This window comes from Bradyrhizobium sp. USDA 3311, assembly GCF_054062495.1.
In genome coordinates this window covers 2,713,270-2,730,776 of the sequence record NZ_JBSSFI010000001.1, presented here as the reverse complement: position 1 = coordinate 2,730,776, position 17,507 = coordinate 2,713,270, and the positions used below count along the sequence as shown (strand labels likewise).

Annotated in this window: 13 protein-coding genes and 1 pseudogene; 10 read left to right on the top strand and 4 right to left on the bottom strand. The window is 65.0% G+C overall.

Translation table 11 applies throughout. The features are described 5' to 3' along the window. Positions 1 to 14 precede the first annotated feature (14 nt). Together galE and ACVWW6_RS12850 are read left to right on the top strand one after the other, a co-directional pair. A complete protein-coding gene (galE, locus tag ACVWW6_RS12855) occupies positions 15 to 1,007 on the top strand; it encodes a UDP-glucose 4-epimerase GalE (protein ID WP_304548586.1) in 993 nt (330 codons plus the stop codon). A 230-nt stretch (positions 1,008 to 1,237) separates the two neighbouring features. Beyond that, positions 1,238 to 1,579: a hypothetical protein gene (locus ACVWW6_RS12850; protein ID WP_304548588.1), complete on the top strand. Its 342-nt coding sequence runs from the start codon at positions 1,238 to 1,240 to the stop codon at positions 1,577 to 1,579. Here the strand turns inward: ACVWW6_RS12850 and ACVWW6_RS12845 are convergent. Beyond that, positions 1,553 to 5,668 (bottom strand): bifunctional diguanylate cyclase/phosphodiesterase, encoded by a 4,116-nt coding sequence (locus tag ACVWW6_RS12845; RefSeq protein WP_456680817.1) that lies wholly within the window; start codon positions 5,666 to 5,668, stop codon positions 1,553 to 1,555. The genes ACVWW6_RS12850 and ACVWW6_RS12845 overlap by 27 nt on opposite strands. Before the next feature lie 305 nt (positions 5,669 to 5,973). Between ACVWW6_RS12845 and ACVWW6_RS12840 the strand changes: the two genes are divergently transcribed. From ACVWW6_RS12840 to ACVWW6_RS12830, 3 genes are read left to right on the top strand one after another with little or no spacing between them, the layout of a single operon-like run. Continuing rightward, positions 5,974 to 7,026 carry an Ldh family oxidoreductase gene (locus ACVWW6_RS12840; RefSeq protein WP_456680816.1) on the top strand — a complete coding sequence of 351 codons (1,053 nt, stop codon included), beginning with the start codon at positions 5,974 to 5,976 and terminating at the stop codon, positions 7,024 to 7,026. A gap of 21 nt (positions 7,027 to 7,047) precedes the next feature. Further along, positions 7,048 to 8,415 carry an LLM class flavin-dependent oxidoreductase gene (locus ACVWW6_RS12835; protein WP_110117258.1) on the top strand — a complete coding sequence of 456 codons (1,368 nt, stop codon included), beginning with the start codon at positions 7,048 to 7,050 and terminating at the stop codon, positions 8,413 to 8,415. 14 nt (positions 8,416 to 8,429) lie between these two features. Beyond that, on the top strand, positions 8,430 to 9,215 hold the full coding sequence (locus tag ACVWW6_RS12830) for a fumarylacetoacetate hydrolase family protein (protein WP_011090312.1): 786 nt from the start codon (positions 8,430 to 8,432) through the stop codon (positions 9,213 to 9,215). A gap of 1 nt (position 9,216) precedes the next feature. Here the strand turns inward: ACVWW6_RS12830 and ACVWW6_RS12825 are convergent, their stop codons facing one another. Further along, positions 9,217 to 10,137 (bottom strand): LysR family transcriptional regulator, encoded by a 921-nt coding sequence (locus tag ACVWW6_RS12825; RefSeq protein WP_038967360.1) that lies wholly within the window; start codon positions 10,135 to 10,137, stop codon positions 9,217 to 9,219. Positions 10,138 to 10,198: 61 nt separating this feature from the next. Here ACVWW6_RS12825 and ACVWW6_RS12820 point away from each other — a divergent pair, with 61 nt between their 5' ends. The 3 genes from ACVWW6_RS12820 to ACVWW6_RS12810 all read left to right on the top strand — a co-directional run bounded on the left by ACVWW6_RS12820 (position 10,199) and on the right by ACVWW6_RS12810 (position 12,133). Continuing rightward, the gene (locus tag ACVWW6_RS12820) at positions 10,199 to 10,657 is read left to right on the top strand and encodes a hypothetical protein (protein ID WP_304548595.1); all 459 of its coding nucleotides are present in this window, start codon (positions 10,199 to 10,201) and stop codon (positions 10,655 to 10,657) included. Between the two features lie 98 nt (positions 10,658 to 10,755). After that, a complete protein-coding gene (locus ACVWW6_RS12815) occupies positions 10,756 to 11,232 on the top strand; it encodes a hypothetical protein (RefSeq protein ID WP_304548596.1) in 477 nt (158 codons plus the stop codon). A 61-nt stretch (positions 11,233 to 11,293) separates the two neighbouring features. Continuing rightward, a complete protein-coding gene (locus ACVWW6_RS12810) occupies positions 11,294 to 12,133 on the top strand; it encodes an MFS transporter (protein WP_304548598.1) in 840 nt (279 codons plus the stop codon). Positions 12,134 to 12,147: 14 nt separating this feature from the next. Here the strand turns inward: ACVWW6_RS12810 and ACVWW6_RS12805 are convergent, their stop codons facing one another. Further along, positions 12,148 to 12,603 (bottom strand): Lrp/AsnC family transcriptional regulator, encoded by a 456-nt coding sequence (locus ACVWW6_RS12805; protein ID WP_011090317.1) that lies wholly within the window; start codon positions 12,601 to 12,603, stop codon positions 12,148 to 12,150. 154 nt (positions 12,604 to 12,757) lie between these two features. Here ACVWW6_RS12805 and ACVWW6_RS12800 point away from each other — a divergent pair, with 154 nt between their 5' ends. Continuing rightward, positions 12,758 to 16,207 (top strand): indolepyruvate ferredoxin oxidoreductase family protein, encoded by a 3,450-nt coding sequence (locus ACVWW6_RS12800; protein WP_456680815.1) that lies wholly within the window; start codon positions 12,758 to 12,760, stop codon positions 16,205 to 16,207. A 5-nt stretch (positions 16,208 to 16,212) separates the two neighbouring features. Then, positions 16,213 to 16,398: pseudogene (locus ACVWW6_RS12795) on the top strand (indoleacetamide hydrolase); the annotation flags it as partial. On the opposite strand, the gene ACVWW6_RS12790 reads toward ACVWW6_RS12795, so the two are convergent. Next, positions 16,393 to 17,304 carry a LysR family transcriptional regulator gene (locus ACVWW6_RS12790; RefSeq protein WP_456680814.1) on the bottom strand — a complete coding sequence of 304 codons (912 nt, stop codon included), beginning with the start codon at positions 17,302 to 17,304 and terminating at the stop codon, positions 16,393 to 16,395. The pseudogene ACVWW6_RS12795 and the gene ACVWW6_RS12790 overlap by 6 nt on opposite strands. Between the last annotated feature and the right edge of the window lie 203 nt (positions 17,305 to 17,507).

Here is a 17,507-nt window from a genome sequence, read left to right as displayed (position 1 = left end):
GAGTAGAAGACGATATGACCGACCGACCGACCGTCCTCGTCACAGGGGGCGCGGGCTATATTGGCTCGCATGCCTGCCGCGCACTGTCTGCCGCCGGCTATCAGCCCGTCGTTTATGACAATCTCTCGACAGGTCATCGCAGCTTCGTCGCCGGCCCCCTGGTGATCGGCGACCTTCTCGACGGTGCAGCGTTGGCGCGCGCCTTCGCCGACCACAAGGTCACGGCGGTGATGCATTTCGCGGCGGCGAGCCTCGTCGGCGAATCCATGACCGATCCGCAGAAGTACTACATCAACAATGTGCAGGGCACGCTGTCGCTGCTCCAGGCGATGCGCAACGCCGGCTGCCATCGCATCGTGTTCTCCTCGACCGGCGCCGTCTACGGCAACGCCGATTCCAAGGAGCTGCCGGAAGACTTTCCCTGCGCGCCGATCAATCCCTATGGCGCCTCGAAATGGATGATCGAGCGCATGCTCGCCGACTATCGCGCGGCCTATGGCTTCGGCGCGTTCTGCCTGCGCTATTTCAACGCCAGCGGCGCCGATCCGGCCGGCGGCATCGGCGAACTGCGCGACAACGAGACCCATCTCATTCCGCGGGCCATGATGGCCCTGCAGGGCCATGTCGACTTCGCTGTGTTCGGCGACGACTACGACACGCCCGACGGCACCGCGATCCGCGACTACATCCATGTCAGCGACCTCGCCGCCGCGCATGTCGCGGCGCTGAAGCTGCTGGAACAGGGACATGCCGGCGGCAGCTTCAATCTCGGCACCGGCTCCGGCTTTTCGGTGCGCGAGATCCTCAACGCCATCAGGCAGGAGACCGGGCGCGAGGTGCCGCACACCGTCAAGCCGCGCCGCGCCGGCGATCCCACCTATCTGGTCGCCGACCCGTCCGCCGCGCGAAAAGTTCTGAACTTCGTGCCGCGTCACTCTGACCTGCCTACGGTCATCCGCACCGCTTGGGCCTGGCACCAGAAGGCACATCCGTTCAGGTCGCGTTAGGTAATCGTAACACCCGCACCTTGCCTGCCGTCCCTCCAAACGGCTAGAATGGACGTTCGCTGCCGCCGTCGGCGCATCGCTGACGGCCGCATTTCAGGCATTGCCGACGATGATGTCGGCATGCATGGCTCGGCCAATTTGCGCGAGCCAGCTTTTTCCGAGCGTCAAGGCCACGATCAAATCCGCGCGTCGGCCTGTCATCGGGTGCGGATTCCGGGAGTATCGACCGCATGCATCAGGCTGCACGCCTGGAGTTCGAGCGCGTGATGGATGAGTTCGTTCGCTGGCATGTCGTGCCCGGGGACGAGCGCTCGCCTGCGCCTGCCTGGTGGTGGGGGCCTGCCATGGCGGTGGTCGACGACCACGAGCCGATGAGCGGCGCATGGTGCTCCGAGCTCGACCTGAACGAAGGCGCGAGCTTCGCCGACGGTGCGCGCACGATACTTGCGCTGTTCGTCGAGCAGACCTCACTGACGGGGCCGCAGGATTTTCCGAGCAAGGCCGAGGCCACGGATCACGAGGTCCGCGAATTGCACCCGCAACCGTCAGACGACAGCGCATTTCAGCCGTAACGCCGCCGCTTCGCGGGCGGCGGGATCCGGTTCCGGCTGGAGCGGCGGCGCGATCGGCAGAACCATCGGCCGCAGCAGTTCGGCCATCTGCCGGGCCGGCAGCGGCTTCGAGATCAGGAAGCCCTGCATCTCGTCGCAGCCATGGGTGCGCAGGAACGCCTCCTGCTCGACGTTCTCGACGCCTTCGGCGACGACGGTCATGCCGAGCGCCTTGCCCATGCTGATGATCGCCTGCGCGATCGCCTGGTCCTCCGAATCCTGCGGCAGGTCGCGCACGAAGGAGCGGTCGATCTTGATGGTGTCGATCGGGAAGTGCTTCATCAGCGACATCGACGAATAGCCGGTGCCGAAATCGTCGATGGCGAGGCGGATGCCGCGGCTCTGGATGGCGTCGAGCACCTTGAGCGCGCGCCCGACATTGCGCATCATCATGCTCTCGGTGACCTCCAACTGGAGCAGCACCGGCGACATGCCGGAGGCCGCCAGCACCTCGTCGACATCCTGCAACAGATGTTCGTCGACGAACTGCCGCGGCGACAGGTTCACCGCCATCGACAGCGGCAACAGGCCGCGGCGCTGCCAGGCCATCGCCTGCGCGCAGGCCTCGTTCAGCACCCAGCGGCCGATCGGCACGATCAGCCCGGTTTCTTCCGCAAGCGGAATGAACTGTGCCGGCGAGACGTTGCCGAGATCGGGATGTGCCCAGCGCAGCAGCGCTTCCACGCCGGTGATCTGGCCGGTCTCCATGTCGACCTTGGGCTGGTAGTTCAGCGAAAACTGCTCGCGCTCCAGCGCCCGGCGCAGCGCGCTCTCGAGCGACAGCCGCTCGATCGACTGCGTCTTCACTTCCTTGGAGAAGAAGCGGTAGCCGTTCTTGCCGTCCTCCTTGGCGAGATACATCGCCATGTCGGCGTTCTTGGTCAGCGTCTGCGCGTCGGAGCCGTTGGCCGGATACATCGCGATGCCGATCGAGGCCGTGGTGTGACACTCGTGGCCGGCCAGCTCCATCGGCTCGGCGAGCGCCGCGAGCAACCCGGTCGCAATCCGCTGCACGTCGTCGATGTCGCCGCACTGGTCGAGGATCACCACGAACTCGTCGCCGCCGAGGCGCGCCACCACGTCGCTTGTCCGCAGCGCACCGCGCAGCCGGTTCGCCACTTCGAGCAGGAGCAGATCGCCGGCCTCGTGGCCCAGCGAATCGTTGATGACCTTGAAGCGGTCGAGATCGATGAACAGAACCGCAAAACGGTGATCGTGGCGCTGCGCGGCGTCGATCGCCTCGCGCAGCAGCCCGTTGAAGGTCTCGCGGTTCGGCAGGTCGGTCAGGCTGTCATGCGAGGCGAGGTATTCGATTCGCTCGTCCGCCTGGTTCTTCTCGTCGGTGCGATCGAAATTCTCCATCGCAAAGGAGACGTTGTCGGCGAGACGCTGCAGCAGCTCGACGAACTCGGACGTGAAGGTGCCCGGTTCGGTCGACATGTAGATCATGACGCCGACGGCCTGGTCGTGCGCGATGAGCGGAAACGCCGCGCCCGACCGTGCGCCGTCGCCGCGGACGACGGCATGGAAGACACGGACGCGATCGTCGTTGAGATAGTCGTTGCTGATGCAGGGCTGGCGTGTGCGGAATGCCGTGCCGCTCATTCCGCGCCCCTCGGGACGCTCGGGGTCGACGGAGAGGCGGATGTTGCGCGTGGTGTCGGCGGACGGCCCGGCCGCGGCCACGATCTCGAGCTGGTCGCTGTCGGCCCTGGCCAGCGCGATCGTCGTCGAGGTGAACTTGGCGCCGTTCGATGCCGCGAGGCAGACGAGGTCGAACAGCTCGGCGCGCGACTTCGCCCGCATGATCGCCTCGTTGGTGGCGCTCAGCGCCGCGAACATGCGCGTCAGGCGCTCCTTCTGCGCCTCGGTGCGGGCCTTTTCCTCGGCCCGATCGAAATTGTCGAGCGCGAACGAGACGTTCTCGGCAAGCCGCCCCAAGAGCTGGATCAGGTCCGGCGTGAACGCGCCTTCGTCGACCGAGAGGAACAGCAGCACGCCGACCGCCTTGCTGCCGTTGCTGAGCAGCGGGAAGCAGGCCCCCGATCTCGTGCCCTGGATGCGCGCGATCTGGTGCCAATGCGCCGTGCGGATGTCGGTGAGAAGCTCGTTGGCGACGCAAGGGATGCGCGTGCGGAAGGCGGTGCCGGTCAACCCCCGGCCTTCCGGATCTTCCGCCGACGTCGAGAACCGCCACGACTTGACCTGGTAGCAGCTCTCACCCTTGGTCATGGCGATGTCGAGGTAATGTCCGGTTTCGTCCACCAGCGCGATGGTCGCGGAGGAGAACGTGCCGCCGAGCACCGCGGCTTCGCAGACCACTTCGAACAATTCGGCGCGGGTCTTCACCCGCATGATGGCTTCGTTGGTCGCGCTCAGCGCCTCGAGCATGCCCCGCAGACGATTGCGCTGGATTTCGGCCTTGGCCTTTTCATCGGCGCGATCGAAATTCTCCAGCGCGAAGGCGACGTTGGCCTGAAGCTTGCGCAACAGCTCGACGAACTCGGGCGTGAAGGTACCGCGCTCCGGAGAATTGAACAGGAACACGCCCTCGACCCGGTCGCCATTCAAGAGCGGCAGCGCCGCGGACGACGCGATCCCGGTGCGGCGGGCGCTGGCCTGCCACGGCGCAATGCGGTCGTCGGCGAACACGTCGTTGCTGACCGAGGGCTGGCGTGTACGGAACGCGGTGCCTGTCAGTCCCCGCCCCTCCGGCACCTGGTCGGAGGTAGAGAACTTGAAGGTGCGGACCTGATCGGCGTTCGGCCCATAGCTGGCGACCACGCGCAGCAGCTCGGCACGATGGTCGGCGAGCGCAATGGTGACCGAGGTAAACTTGGCGCCCTTCGCCGTCGCCTCGCAGACGAGGTCGAACAGCTCGGCCCGCGTCCGCGCGCGCAGGATCGCCTCGTTGGTGGCGCTCAGCGCCGCATACATGCGGGCGAGACGCTCTTCTTCCGCGGCGATACTGGCCTTCTCTGCCTCACGGTCAAAATTCTCGATCGCGAACGAGACGTTCTCCGCCATGCGCAGGAGCAGCGCGACGACTTCCTCGTCCTTGGCCCACGACCTGCTGACGAAGGACAACAGCACGCCGACGCTTTCGCCGTGCTTGATCAGCGGCGCGACCACGCAGGCGGCGACACCGGTGTTGACGTTGGCCTGCTCCCATGGGGTTCCCCGGGTGCGGCTAGCGAGATCGTCCTCGATGATGGCCTTCTGCGTCCGGAACACCTCGCCGGAGATGCCCTTGCCGTAGGGATTCTCCGGATCGATCGAATAGCGCGCCTGGGTGACCAGCTCCAGATTCTGTCCCGTAGATGCGACCGGCTTCATCCAGTGCGAACCCGGTTCGCGGAGCAGGACGATGGTCGCAAGCGACTTGCCGCCATGCACGGAGGCGTCGCACACGAGCTGGTAGAGCTCCTGCTCGGTCTTGGCGCGGAGAATGGCCTCGTTGGTGGCGCTGATGGCGCCGAACATGCGGTTGAGCCGCCGCGTCGCCCGCTCGCTGGTCTGCCGCGCCGTCTCACGCGCGAAATTGTCGAGGGCATAGGAGATGTTGGCCGACATGCGCTCGAACAGCGACACCATCTGCTCGTTCAGCGAGCCAGCTTCGCTGCGGGTCACGTACAGCACGCCGACGCTCTTGCCGTTGCAGAGCAGCGGCAACGCCGCCGCAGCGCCAATGTGGGCCTTGGCGGCGCCCTCGCGCCACGCCAGCGAGCGCGGGTCGTTCAGATAATCGTTGCTGACGCACAGCCTCTGATCGCGAAAGGCCTCGCCGCCGACGCCCAATCCTTCCGGCGTGCCGGCGTCCGTGGTGATCTCGATCGAGCGCAGCCGCTGGATATCGTCGCCGCAGCCGGCCGCAAAGCAAAGCCGCCGGCCGTCCGGTCCCACCAGGAACACGGCCACGGCCAAAAAGTCCCCGCTCGAAAACCCGGCGTCGCAGACCTTCTGGTACAGCTCGTCCGGCGATTTCGCGTAGAGGATCGCTTCGTTTATGGCGCTCAACGCCGCAAAGGTGCGCGCGAGTGTCGTCGGCACGATCTCAGCTCCCGGGCATTTCTGCCTAATTTTCCCGGGTACTTTATGAACGGCCATCGCCTAAGTGGTCGTTATTGCGTGCCGCAAACCGTCGATCAGAGTGAACGAGCTGCGAACGACCCCCGCCAAACTGTCGAGAATACCGCCGGCCGGAACGAATCTTCGACCAAAGGCGCGCTCTCTTTACGAATTTGCAGCCCTGTATTGGTTTACGGGAGATTGATATCGGTCCTGCGCTTTGAGACGATGGTCCCCAACAAGCGCCCGCCAGCTATCATGATAGGGGCGATGACCGGGGAAACGCCATGCCGATCGTCAGGGCCGACCGCCTCACGCGCATCAGCGCCGCCCTGCTCCAGGCGGCGGGAGCTTCCCAGGAAGAGGCCGATGCGGTCGCGACCGGCTGCGTCAACGCCAATCTCGCCGGCCACGACTCCCACGGTGTGATCGCGGTTCCCACCTATATCGACCGCATCAAGGCCGGGCACATCGTTCCCGGCGCGACATGGACCATCGTGCAGGAATCGCCGACCACGACCGTAATCGACGGCCATTGGGGATTTGGTTTCCACGTCAACGCCAAGGCAATGGCGCTGACGATCGAGAAGGCGAAGACGGCGAACGTCGCCGCCTGCACCGTGTTCCGGCAGAGCCATGTCGGCCGCCTCGCCGCTTATCCGCTGATGGCGATGCGCGAAGGCATGATCGGGATTGCAACCGCGGACTCCGGCCGCTCGCCGAAGCACGTGGCGCCGTTCGGCGGCAAGGAGGCGCGGCTCGGCACCAACCCGATCTCGATCGCGGTGCCGTCCGATCTCGATGCGCCGTTCTACCTGGACATGGCGACCTCGGCGGTCGCCGCCGGCAAGATCCAGCTCGCTGTGGCCCGCGGCGATAAGATCCCGACGGGATGGATCATCGATGCCGAGGGACGGCACACCAACGACCCGACCCAGTATCGCAAGGGCGGCGCGCTGCTGCCGCTCGGCGGCACCGAGGGCTACAAGGGCAGCGGGCTTGCCGCCATGGTCGAGGTGCTGTGCGGCCTGCTCACCGGTCTCGGCTTCGGCGTCGAGCCGACGGGGCGGCACAATGACGGCTGCTTCATGGCGGTGTTCAACGTCGCCGCGTTCCGCCCGCTGAAGGAGTTCAAGCGCGAGGTCGCCGAATTCGCGCGCTATCTGAAATCGACCCCGCCCTCCGAGGGCAGCACGGGCGTCTACTATCCCGGCGAGATCGAGGGCGTGCGCGAGCAACAGCGGCTGCGTGACGGCATCGAGGTCGAGGATGCCACCTGGGACAAGCTGCGCGCGCTGGCGCGGGAATACCGGCTCGACACGGTGCTCGATCTGGCCTGACGCAATTCGGAGAACAGCAGCATGACGCGGCAGATGGTACTGGTCGGCTTCCTCCAGGCGCAAAACTGCACCAATTTGCCGAGCTCCTGGCGGCATCCGGACTCGCGCGACGATTCGATGTCGGCGGATTACTATCAGGAGATCGCCAGGATCCTCGAAGCCGGCAAGTTTCACATGGCCTTCTTCGACGATCGCCTGGCGATGCCGGACCGCTACGGCAACGACCACGCCCATACCGTCGAATACGGCATCCGCTGCGTGAAGATGGACCCGCTGATCGTGCTGACCACGATGGGCATGGTCACCGACAAGCTCGGCCTTGGCGCGACCTGCTCGACCACCTATTACGAGCCGTTCGACGTCGCGCGCCGCTTCGCGACGCTCGATTTGATGTCCGGCGGGCGCGCGGGCTGGAACGTCGTCACCTCGCTCAATGACGGCGAGGCGCTCAACATGGGCCGGGACTCCCATCCCGAACACGATTCCCGCTACGACCGCGCCGACGAGTTCATGGAGGTCGTCCTCGGCCACTGGGACACGTGGGAGGACGGCGCGCTCATCATGGACAAGAGGAGCGGCCGCTTTGCCGATCCGGCCAAGGTGAAGCGGCTCGATCACAAGGGAGCAGCCTTCAAGTCGCGCGGGCCGTTCACCGTGCCGCGTTCGCAACAGGGCCATCCTGTCATCATCCAGGCCGGCGCATCCGGCCGCGGCCAGCGCTTTGCCGGCCGCTGGGGCGAGGTGATCTTCACCGCCGCGCGCAACCTCGCCGCGGCCAAGGAGGGTTATGCGGCCGTGCGCAACGAGGCGGCCAAAGCCGGCCGCGATCCCGAGCAGATGTTCCTCTGCAACCTGACGACGCCGGTCTGCGGCGCGACCAAGGCCGAAGCCGAAGACAAGATGGCGCTGATCAACAAGCTGCCGCTCCAGATCGACGCGCTGTCGCTGCTCGCCGAAGCGCTCAATTACGATTTCGCCTCCAAGGACCTCGACGCGCCGCTGACCACGGAAGAGCTGAAGAGCATGCAGGGCATTCTGGGCATCCGCGACGGCGTGCTGAAGAATTCAGGCAAGAGCAATCCGAGCGCGCGCGATTTCGTCACCTTCTCCGGCCGCGGCCAGGTGCAGGACGCGATGGTCGGCGGCCCCAAGGAGATCGCGGACAAGCTCGAAGAGATGTTCGTCGAGCGCGGCTGCGACGGCTTCGTCATCGCGGCCACCTACGTGCCCGGCTCCTACGCCGATTTCGTTCGCCATATCGTGCCGGAGTTGCAGCGGCGCGGCTTGTTCCAGAAGGACTATCGCGGCAAGACGCTGCGGGAAAATCTCGGCTTGAGGCGGCCTGCCGCCGGCGCCTGGAAGGTGCAGCCGCGCGATGCTGCGGAATAACTGGAGGATCCGACATGCGCTGGCTGAAATTCTCCGCCTCGGACAAGACCTCCTGGGGGATCGTTGAAGGCGACCGGGTCATCGCAATCGACGGCGATCCCTTCCGCGAATGGCAGCGCACCTCGCGCACGCTTCCGCTTGGCGAGGTGAAGATCGAGCTGCCGCTGATCCCGCGCACCTTCTATTGCGTCGGCCTGAACTATTTGAAGCACCTGAAGGAGGCCGCCGACAAGCGCGGCGAGGTGCCGGCCGTGCCTGACAGGCCCGAGATCGGCTATCGCGCGCAGAACGCGCTGATCGCACACGACGAGGAGGTCGTGATCCCCTCTTTCGCGACGGACAAGATCCACTACGAGGGCGAGCTCGTCGTCGTCATCGGCAAGAAGGTCAAACACCTCACCAAGCAGAACGCGATGGATTGCGTGTTCGGCTACACCATCGGCAACGACGTCAGCGAGCGCAGCTGGCAGAAGGCGGATCGCAGCCTGTGGCGCTCGAAGAACGCCGACACGTTCAAGCCGATGGGCCCGTGGATCGAGACCGAGGCGAATCTCGCCAGGATGGAGACCGTCGTCCGCGTCAACGGCAAGGAGACCAACCGCTTCTACACCAACGACATGATCTTCGGCGTGGTGCCGTTCCTGGTCGAGCTGACCAAGTACTTTACGCTATGGCCGGGCGATGTGATCTGGATGGGCACCGACGGTGCCTCGCCGGACATCAAGCATGGCGATGTCGTGGAGATCGATATCACCGGCATCGGCACGCTGCGCAATCGGTTCGTGCGGGAGCAACGGTAGATCAGCTCGCGCCGCCTGAGCGGCCCTTCACATGATCGATAAAGGCCCGCAACTTCGGCATGATTTGTCGGTGACCGGGATAGTACAGGAACACGCCCGGCGTCATCGGCGCGAATTGCTCCAGGACGGGAACGAGCTTGCCCGCCGCCATGGCACCGGTGGCCAGCGGTGCGGGCACTTGCGCAAGACCCACACCTTCGACGGCGGCTCCGAGCATCGTCGGGAAGTCGTTGGCGATGAAAGGTCCCGCAACCACAATCTCGATCGAACGACCGTTGTCGTCGAGCGACCATGACGCAAGCGCACCGTTCGATCGTCGCAATCTCAAGCACGCGTGCTCGCGCAGATCGTCTGGCCGCTCGGGCCGACCGCGGCGGGCAAGGTAAGCCGGGCTGCCGAGGATAATGAGCGGTAGCGGATTCGTCAGGCGCACCGCGACCATGTCGGGGGCGATGAACTGGCCCAACCTGATGCCGGCGTCAAAACCTTCGGCTGCGAGGTCGACCAGTTCTTCGCTTGCGGCAAGCTCCACCTCGATCTCGGGAAATGCCCGGCAGAACGACGCGATCAGCGGCTCCAGCAGGATCGGCACGACGGAGCGCGGCACGGTGAGACGCAGGAGGCCGGCCGGTCGCTGTCCGAGCTCGCGCGCCGCCCCGCTTGCCGCGACGAGCTCCTCGAAGGCGGGTCTGGCGCGCGCAAGGAATCTTTCGCCGGCTTCGGTCAAACCGACGCTGCGGGTCGTGCGGATGAAGAGCGCGGCGCCGACGCGCGCCTCGAGCGCGCGTATCGCCTGACTGATGGCCGATGGCGTGACCCCGAGCTCAGCTGCCGCTCGGCGGAAACTGCGATGCTGGGCGACACTCAGGAACGCCTCCACGCCGTCCAGTGCACCGTGCCTGACTGTGAAGTTCTGCTTCATAGCCCGTCAACATTATCGCGAATAGTAACTCGCGGGAAGCGGCCTTACATCCGAATTGCAAATGAGCCGTGCCGTCGCCGTAACCGCCGCGATCGGAGACATGAAATCGATGAAGACAATCCGCGACGTCGTCCTGAACGTCGTCTTGGCAGTCACCCTCATACTCACAGGCGCAACCTCCATGGCCGATCCTTCACTTGCCCAATCACAGACCGCGTCGCCGACAACGGGGGTCATGGTCATCCTGACCGTCAAGGCGGGCGTCACCCGAGATCAGATCATGGCCGTCATGCCCGATGAAATCAGGCAGACCGTGCAGCTCTATCTCAACGGAACGGTTCGCGAATGGTATTCGCGATCCGACGGGCGCGGCGCCGTATTCCTGTTGAATGTCAGGGATGTCGCCGAGGGACACGCGATCATGGAGGGCCTGCCGCTCGCGCGGCGGGAACTCATGGACCACGACTACATCGCAGTCGGTCCGCTGATGCCGCTCGGTCTGCTGATGGCCAAGCCCTGAGCGTCCGCCGACGCCGAACCCACCGGCTTCGACCACACTGGCCGGACAGGCCACCACAAGGACATCCGAACGTGCCGCAAAGCTTCAACCTTCCCTTCGTGCTCAGCGTCGCCGGCGCTTTCCTGACAAGCGCGGTGGTGGCTTCGATCTACGTCTGGCCGGCACTCCGCGCCATGCCGCGCTATGAGGCCCTGAGACTGCTCGCGGCCTTCAACGCGTTCAGGTTCTTCGGCATGAATTTCATGGTGGCGGGATTCGTATCCGCGGAGTTGAGCCCGAATTTTGCCGCCGAGGTCGGATGGGGGGACCTTATTGCCGCCACTCTCGCGCTCGCGTCAATCGCAGCACTCTCCTGGCGATGGTCGATCGCAATTCCGGTGGTCTGGGCGTTCAACGTCTGGGGCACGCTGGATCTCCTGAATGCCTACTATGTGGGCGTGACGAAAATCCAGGATCCCGGCCTCTTCGGCGCCGGCATTTATATTCCAGCCCTCTACGTGCCGCTGCTGCTCGTCAGCCATGTTCTCGTCTTCATGATTCTGGTGAGGTCCGGATCGGAAGAAAAAACGGCCTGAGATGGCCGCTGGCCGCGATCTCGTGCGTCCACCGCAGCCGACCTCTCTCTAGGGAACGCCGATGAACAGCGATGCTGCTTCCGTTGCCGCCCCGGCCCAGCCTGCCATCCGGCTCGGCTTGATGTGGACCGTTCTATTCACGATCCTGTGGACCTGGCTGATCTACTCGCTCCCCGCACTTCCGCAGAGCGGCTTTCCGGCCCTCGGCGTTCGGCTGCTGGCCCATGGGCTCATTGCGCTCGGCCTGTGGCTCGGGCTCGAAAACACCGCGTTGACGCCAGAGCAACGCCGGGCGACCTGGCTGGTCGTCATAGTCCCCTTCACGCTTTGGGCTGCCCTCGCCTGGACGGCATCCATCAATGGTGCATTCCGCACGGGTGCCTCCTCCTTGCCGCTGCTTCCCGCGGCGATCCTGCTGCCAGTGATCGTCGGCGCTCCGGTGCTGATGCTATCGAAGCGGGTCGGACAATTGCTCGATGCAATGCCGGCGACGTGGCTCATCGCCCTTCAGGTCTATCGCATCTTTGGCAGTCAATGGCTCGCTTACTGGCTGCGCGGGGTGCTGCCGGGCGTCTGGGCATTGCCGGCAGGAGCCGGCGACGTGCTGACCGGACTGTTCGCGGTGCCGGTGGCGATCGCCTTGGCGGCCGGGACGGCCGAGGGGCGGACAGGTGCGATCTTCTGGAATATCTTCGGCCTCGCAGACTTCGCCGTTGCGATCGCCCTGGGAATGGCGATGTCGCCTGGCCCGTTCCAGCTCATCGTTCCGGATGGCCCGAGCATGGCCATTGATACCTTTCCGAACGTGCTGACCCCGGCCTTCGTCGTGCCAAGCTCGATCCTGCTGCATGCACTGTCGCTGCGCCAACTGCGCCGGCGCAGCCGGACTGAGGCAGTGTGAGTCCCGTCGTTGTCTCAGAACGGCAGCGCCACGCCGGTCTTGATCTCCTTCAGCACCACATTGCTGCGGACATAGCGGATGCCGGGGATGCGGAACATGAACTCGTCGAGGAATCTGTTATAGGCCGCCATGTCCTGCACGACGACGCGCAAATGATAATCGGCGTCGCCCGTGGTCGCGAAACATTCCAGCACCTCGCGGCGCGTCGTGACCCTGGCCACGAATTCGTCGACGAACTTCGCATCGTGCCGCTCCAGCGAGACGTGGAGGATGGCCGACATCGTAAATCCCGCCTGCTCGCGCGCGACCAGCGCCGCATAGCCTTGGATGACGCCGCTCTCCTCCAGCGCGCGCACCCTGCGCCAGCAGGCGGAGGTGGACATGCCGATCTCGTCGGCGAGCTGCTGATTGGTGGCGCGACCATCCTTCTGAAGGTGGGCGAGTATTCGCGTGTCCTGTTCTTCGATCATGGAGGCCTCCCCGGGCCGAGAACATCTACCAAATTTGATTGCCTTGCGCAAAATTCTACCGAAATTTTGATCTATGCGGGACAAATAGGTAAGACCTACCAGCCTCCCAGGCATAATCTTCCAGCTTCAGGCAGGATGCCGCGCGAGGTCCACCATGGACGCCATTCCGTCACTCGACGCTTACGAGCTCTCCGACCGCTACGACCGCGAGGACGGCCGCGTCTTCCTCACGGGTACGCAGGCCATCGTCCGCATCGCGCTCGACCAGGCAAAGCGCGACCGTATGCGCGGTCTCAACACCGCCGGCTTCATCTCCGGCTATCGCGGCTCGCCGCTCGGCGGCATCGATCTCGAGCTGTGGCGCATCCAGGAGCGTCTCAAGCGGGACCGCATCGAATTCCTCCCGGCCGTGAACGAGGACCTCGCGGCAACCGCCGTGCTCGGCTCGCAACAGGTCGAGACTCAAGCGGAGCGCGAGGTCGATGGCGTGTTCGGGCTCTGGTACGGCAAGGGCCCCGGCGTCGACCGCTCCGGCGATGCGCTCAAGCACGGCAATGCCTATGGCTCCTCGCCGCATGGCGGCGTGCTGGTGGTCGCCGGCGACGACCATGGCTGCGTCTCCTCCTCGATGCCGCACCAGTCCGACGTCGCCTTCATGAGCTGGTTCATGCCGACGTTGCATCCAGCCGATGTCGGCGAATATCTGGCGTTCGGCGAATATGGCTACGCGCTGAGCCGCTTCTCCGGCATGTGGGTCGGCTTCAAGGCGATCTCGGAGATCGTGGAGTCAGGCGCATCCGTCGCGCTGCGCCCGCCGCGCGCCTTCCGCACGCCCGACTTCACGCCGCCGCCGGGCGGCCTGCATTATCGCTGGCCGGACCTGCCGGGACCGCAGATCGAGGAGCGGCTGGAGGCGAAGAAGCACGCGGTCTATGCCTTTGCAAAGGCCAATCCGATCGACCGCCACATCTACGACATTCCGAACGCCACCTACGGCATCGTCACCACAGGCAAGGCGCATCTCGACCTGATGGAAGCGCTGCGGCTGATGGGCCTCGATGAGGCGGCCTGCCGCAGCATCGGCATCGACGTCTACAAGGTCGGCATGGTCTGGCCGCTGGCGCTACATGACGCGATGGACTTCGTGAAGGGCAAGCGCGAGATCCTCGTTGTCGAGGAAAAGCGCGGCATCATCGAGAGCCAGTTCAAGGAGTATTTCTACGACTATCCCGGCACCAAGCCCGAGCGCATGGTCGGCAAGCATGACGAGCGAGGGGCGCGGCTGATCTCCTGGATCGGCGAATTGTCGCCGCGTGCGCTGGCTGGCGTGCTCGCCCGCCGGCTCGATCCGATGTTTCCGGGCCTCAATCTCGCCGCACGCGCGGCCGCCTTGATGCCGGAAGCCGCCCGCACGATCAACGTCAGCGGTGCGACACGTACGCCTTATTTCTGCTCGGGCTGCCCACACAACACGTCGACAAAGGTGCCTGAGGGCTCGAAGGCGCTGGCCGGCATCGGCTGCCACTTCATGGCGAGCTGGATGGACCGCGAGACGTCGTCGCTGATCCAGATGGGCGGCGAGGGCGTGAACTGGGCAGCGTCGTCGAGATTCACCGGCAACAGGCACATCTTCCAGAATCTCGGCGAAGGCACCTACTATCACTCCGGCTCGATGGCGATCCGGCAGGCGATCGCCGCCAAGGCCAACATCACCTACAAGATCCTGTTCAACGACGCCGTCGCCATGACCGGCGGCCAGCCGGTCGACGGCCCCATCAGTGTCCATGCCATCGCGCATAGCGTCCGTGCTGAAGGTGTGGCGCGCATCGCGCTGGTGTCGGACGATCCCGCGCAGTTTTCGCCGGCGGACCTGCCTATCGGCGTCACCATCCATCCGCGCGAGGAAATGGACCCCGTGCAGCGCGAGCTGCGCGAGGTCTCCGGCGTCTCCGTCCTGATCTACCAGCAGACTTGCGCCACCGAGAAGCGGCGCCGCCGCAAGCGCGGGCAGATGGCCGACCCCAAGCGTTTTGCCTATATCAACGACCTCGTCTGCGAGGGCTGCGGCGACTGCTCGGTCGAATCCAACTGCCTCAGCGTCGAGCCGAAGGAGACGCCGTTCGGCCGCAAGCGGCAAATCAACCTGTCGACCTGCAACAAGGATTTTTCCTGCCTCAACGGCTTCTGTCCCAGTTTCGTGACTGTCGAAGGCGCGACGCGCCGGAAGAAGAGCGCGAGCGAGATCGATGCGGTCGGCCGCGCGGCGACGCTTCCCCTGCCCGCTCCCGTCACGCTCGACCGTCCCTACGACCTGCTGGTAACAGGCGTCGGCGGCACCGGCGTGATCACCGTCGGCGCGCTGATCGGCATGGCCGCGCATCTGGAGCGAAGCGGCGTCTCGGTCCTCGACTTCACCGGCTTTGCGCAGAAGTTTGGCCCGGTGCTGAGCTTTATCCGCCTCGCCGCCTCGCCCGAAGCGTTGCATCAGGTCCGCATCGACCAGGGCGCGGCCGATGCGCTGATCGGCTGCGACCTCGTCGTCAGCTCCGCGCCGAAGGCGTCCGGCACCTATCGCCGCGGTACGCGCGCCGCTGTCAACACGGCGGAGATGCCGACCGGCGACGTCGTTCGCTTCCGCGATGCCGATCTCGCCTCGCCCGCCCGCCTGCGCGCGATCCGGCAGGTCGTCGGCAACGACAATCTCGACACCATCAACGCCAACGCGCTGGCCGAACGGCTGCTGGGCGATGCCGTCTATGCCAACATCATCATGCTGGGCTTTGCCTGGCAGCGCGGACTGATCCCCGTCTCGCTGCAAGCGCTGTTGCGCGCGATCGAGCTCAACGGCATCGCGGTCGAGCGCAACAAGCAGGCCTTTGCCTGGGGCCGGATCGCCGCCGCCGATCCGGACTCTCTGCCGATGGCGGACGATACGCCCAAAACCGAGACGCTCGACCAGCTCATCGCCCGCCGCGCCGATTTCCTCACCGCCTATCAGAACGCAGCTTATGCGGCACGCTACCGGACGATCGTCGATAAGGTTCGCAACGCCGAAGCTGCGCTGAGCAGCGAGGCGATGACCGAGGCCGTCGCACGCGCGCTGTTCAAGCTGATGGCCTACAAGGACGAGTACGAGGTGGCGCGCCTGCACATGCAGACCGGCTTCCTCGACGAACTGAAGCGCGAGTTCGAGGACGGTTTTAGCGTCCAGTATCACCTTGCGCCGCCGTTCCTGCCATCCGAACGCGACGCCCGTGGCCGTCCGCGCAAGCGCGCCTTCGGCCAGTGGATCCAGACGCCACTTGCCCTGCTCGCGCGGTTGAAGGGGTTGCGCGGGACGCCGCTCGATCCGTTCGGTTACACCGCCGAGCGGCGCACCGAGCGGGAGCTGATCTCCTGGTATGAGGGCGTGATCGAACGGATGCTGCACGAACTCGACGCGGCGCGCCTGCCCGATTTCATTGCGATCGCCAAGGCTCCGATGGAGATCCGTGGCTACGGCCCGGTCAAGGACATCGCGGTCGCGAAGGTGAAGCCGGAGGTCGAACGGCGTCTCGCCGATGTGATCGCCGCATCGCCGGCAGAAATGCGCGCCCACGGTTGACGTGAAACACCGATCCCGGCAGCAATGCCGGCAATCCCGGTGTCCAGATTCCAATCGCGCTCGGCGCGACGAGCAAATTGCCGATTGGCCTTGAGCTCGACGGCCCGGCAGGCAGCGATCGTCGCTTGCTCGCGATCGGCATCGCGCTTGACGGCGTGTTCGGGCGGCTGCCGCCGCCGCACCGGTCATGAATAAGGATTGATCAGCTTCTGCTGCTCGGCGCTGTGCGCCACCAGCATGTCGATGAAGGTTCTCACCTTCGCCGACAGATGATGGCGATGTGGATAGACAGCGTTCATGGACAGCTCGACCGTCCGATATTCCGGCAACAGGCGCACGAGGTGACCGGCTTCGAGGTCGTCCTGAATGAGAAACCCCGCCATCAGGCAGACGGCAGCGCCCCCCAGCGCGACCTTCCGTAGCGCTTCTCCGCTGTTGGTGACGAAGCTGCCGGATATCCGTACCGATGCCGGCGTGCCCTTGCGATCGAGGAAGCGCCATTCATCGCCAAACGGATAGTTCAGGTGACGGCCGCAATTATGCGCAGTGAGCTCGTCGAGCTTCTGCACCCGGCCGTGCTTCTCGATATATTCGTGGGAACAGCACAGCACGTGACGCCAGGTGGCGAGGCTCCGCACGATCAGGCTCGAATCCGGCGGCGGCGTCATGCGCAGGGCAACGTCGTAGCCTTCCTCGATGAGATCGACATCGGCCTCGCCCATGCGCAGATCGATCTTGAGCTCCGGATACGTCGACAGGAGTTTCGCCACAACGGGCGCGACGAACGGCACCATGTGCGTGGCGACGTGGACGCGCAACGTTCCGCGGGGCACCGACTGCAATTCGCTCGCGATATCGTCGGCCTGTTCGATATCGGCGAGGATCTGGACGCAGCGGTCGTAATAGGCCTTGCCGATCTCGGTGAGGTTGACCCTGCGCGTGGTGCGCTGAAGCAGCCTCACGCCGAGCCGGTCTTCCAGCGCCTGGACGTGATTGCTCACCATGGTGGTCGACATGTTGAGCTTGCGGGCTGCTGCGGAGAAGCCGCCGGTCTCGACCACCCGGCTGAAGACTTCGAGGCTGGTCAATCGGTCCATGCCGCCTGATTATCCGCTCTTGGTCGATAATCTCAAGGTTTTCGCCCTGATTATCTACCAGATCATCCCGCGTGTGACATGGCGCATGGGTTAGCAGCAATCGCTCGACAGGCGCGGCAATCGCTCTGGGGCAGTCGCACGTCTGGTTCGGTAGACCACACACCAGGGCGAACCCCGGACTATCCACCCCGAGTGGATAATCC

Coding starts and splice junctions, on each gene's coding strand:
- ACVWW6_RS12805 (WP_011090317.1), bottom strand. CDS start 12,603: ATGATCGAAGAACAGGACACGCGAATACTCGCCCACCTTCAGAAGGAT.
- galE (WP_304548586.1), top strand. CDS start 15: ATGACCGACCGACCGACCGTCCTCGTCACAGGGGGCGCGGGCTATATT.
- ACVWW6_RS12790 (WP_456680814.1), bottom strand. CDS start 17,304: ATGGACCGATTGACCAGCCTCGAAGTCTTCAGCCGGGTGGTCGAGACC.
- ACVWW6_RS12820 (WP_304548595.1), top strand. CDS start 10,199: ATGAGCCGTGCCGTCGCCGTAACCGCCGCGATCGGAGACATGAAATCG.
- ACVWW6_RS12850 (WP_304548588.1), top strand. CDS start 1,238: ATGCATCAGGCTGCACGCCTGGAGTTCGAGCGCGTGATGGATGAGTTC.
- ACVWW6_RS12825 (WP_038967360.1), bottom strand. CDS start 10,137: ATGAAGCAGAACTTCACAGTCAGGCACGGTGCACTGGACGGCGTGGAG.
- ACVWW6_RS12835 (WP_110117258.1), top strand. CDS start 7,048: ATGACGCGGCAGATGGTACTGGTCGGCTTCCTCCAGGCGCAAAACTGC.
- ACVWW6_RS12810 (WP_304548598.1), top strand. CDS start 11,294: ATGAACAGCGATGCTGCTTCCGTTGCCGCCCCGGCCCAGCCTGCCATC.
- ACVWW6_RS12830 (WP_011090312.1), top strand. CDS start 8,430: ATGCGCTGGCTGAAATTCTCCGCCTCGGACAAGACCTCCTGGGGGATC.
- ACVWW6_RS12800 (WP_456680815.1), top strand. CDS start 12,758: ATGGACGCCATTCCGTCACTCGACGCTTACGAGCTCTCCGACCGCTAC.
- ACVWW6_RS12840 (WP_456680816.1), top strand. CDS start 5,974: ATGCCGATCGTCAGGGCCGACCGCCTCACGCGCATCAGCGCCGCCCTG.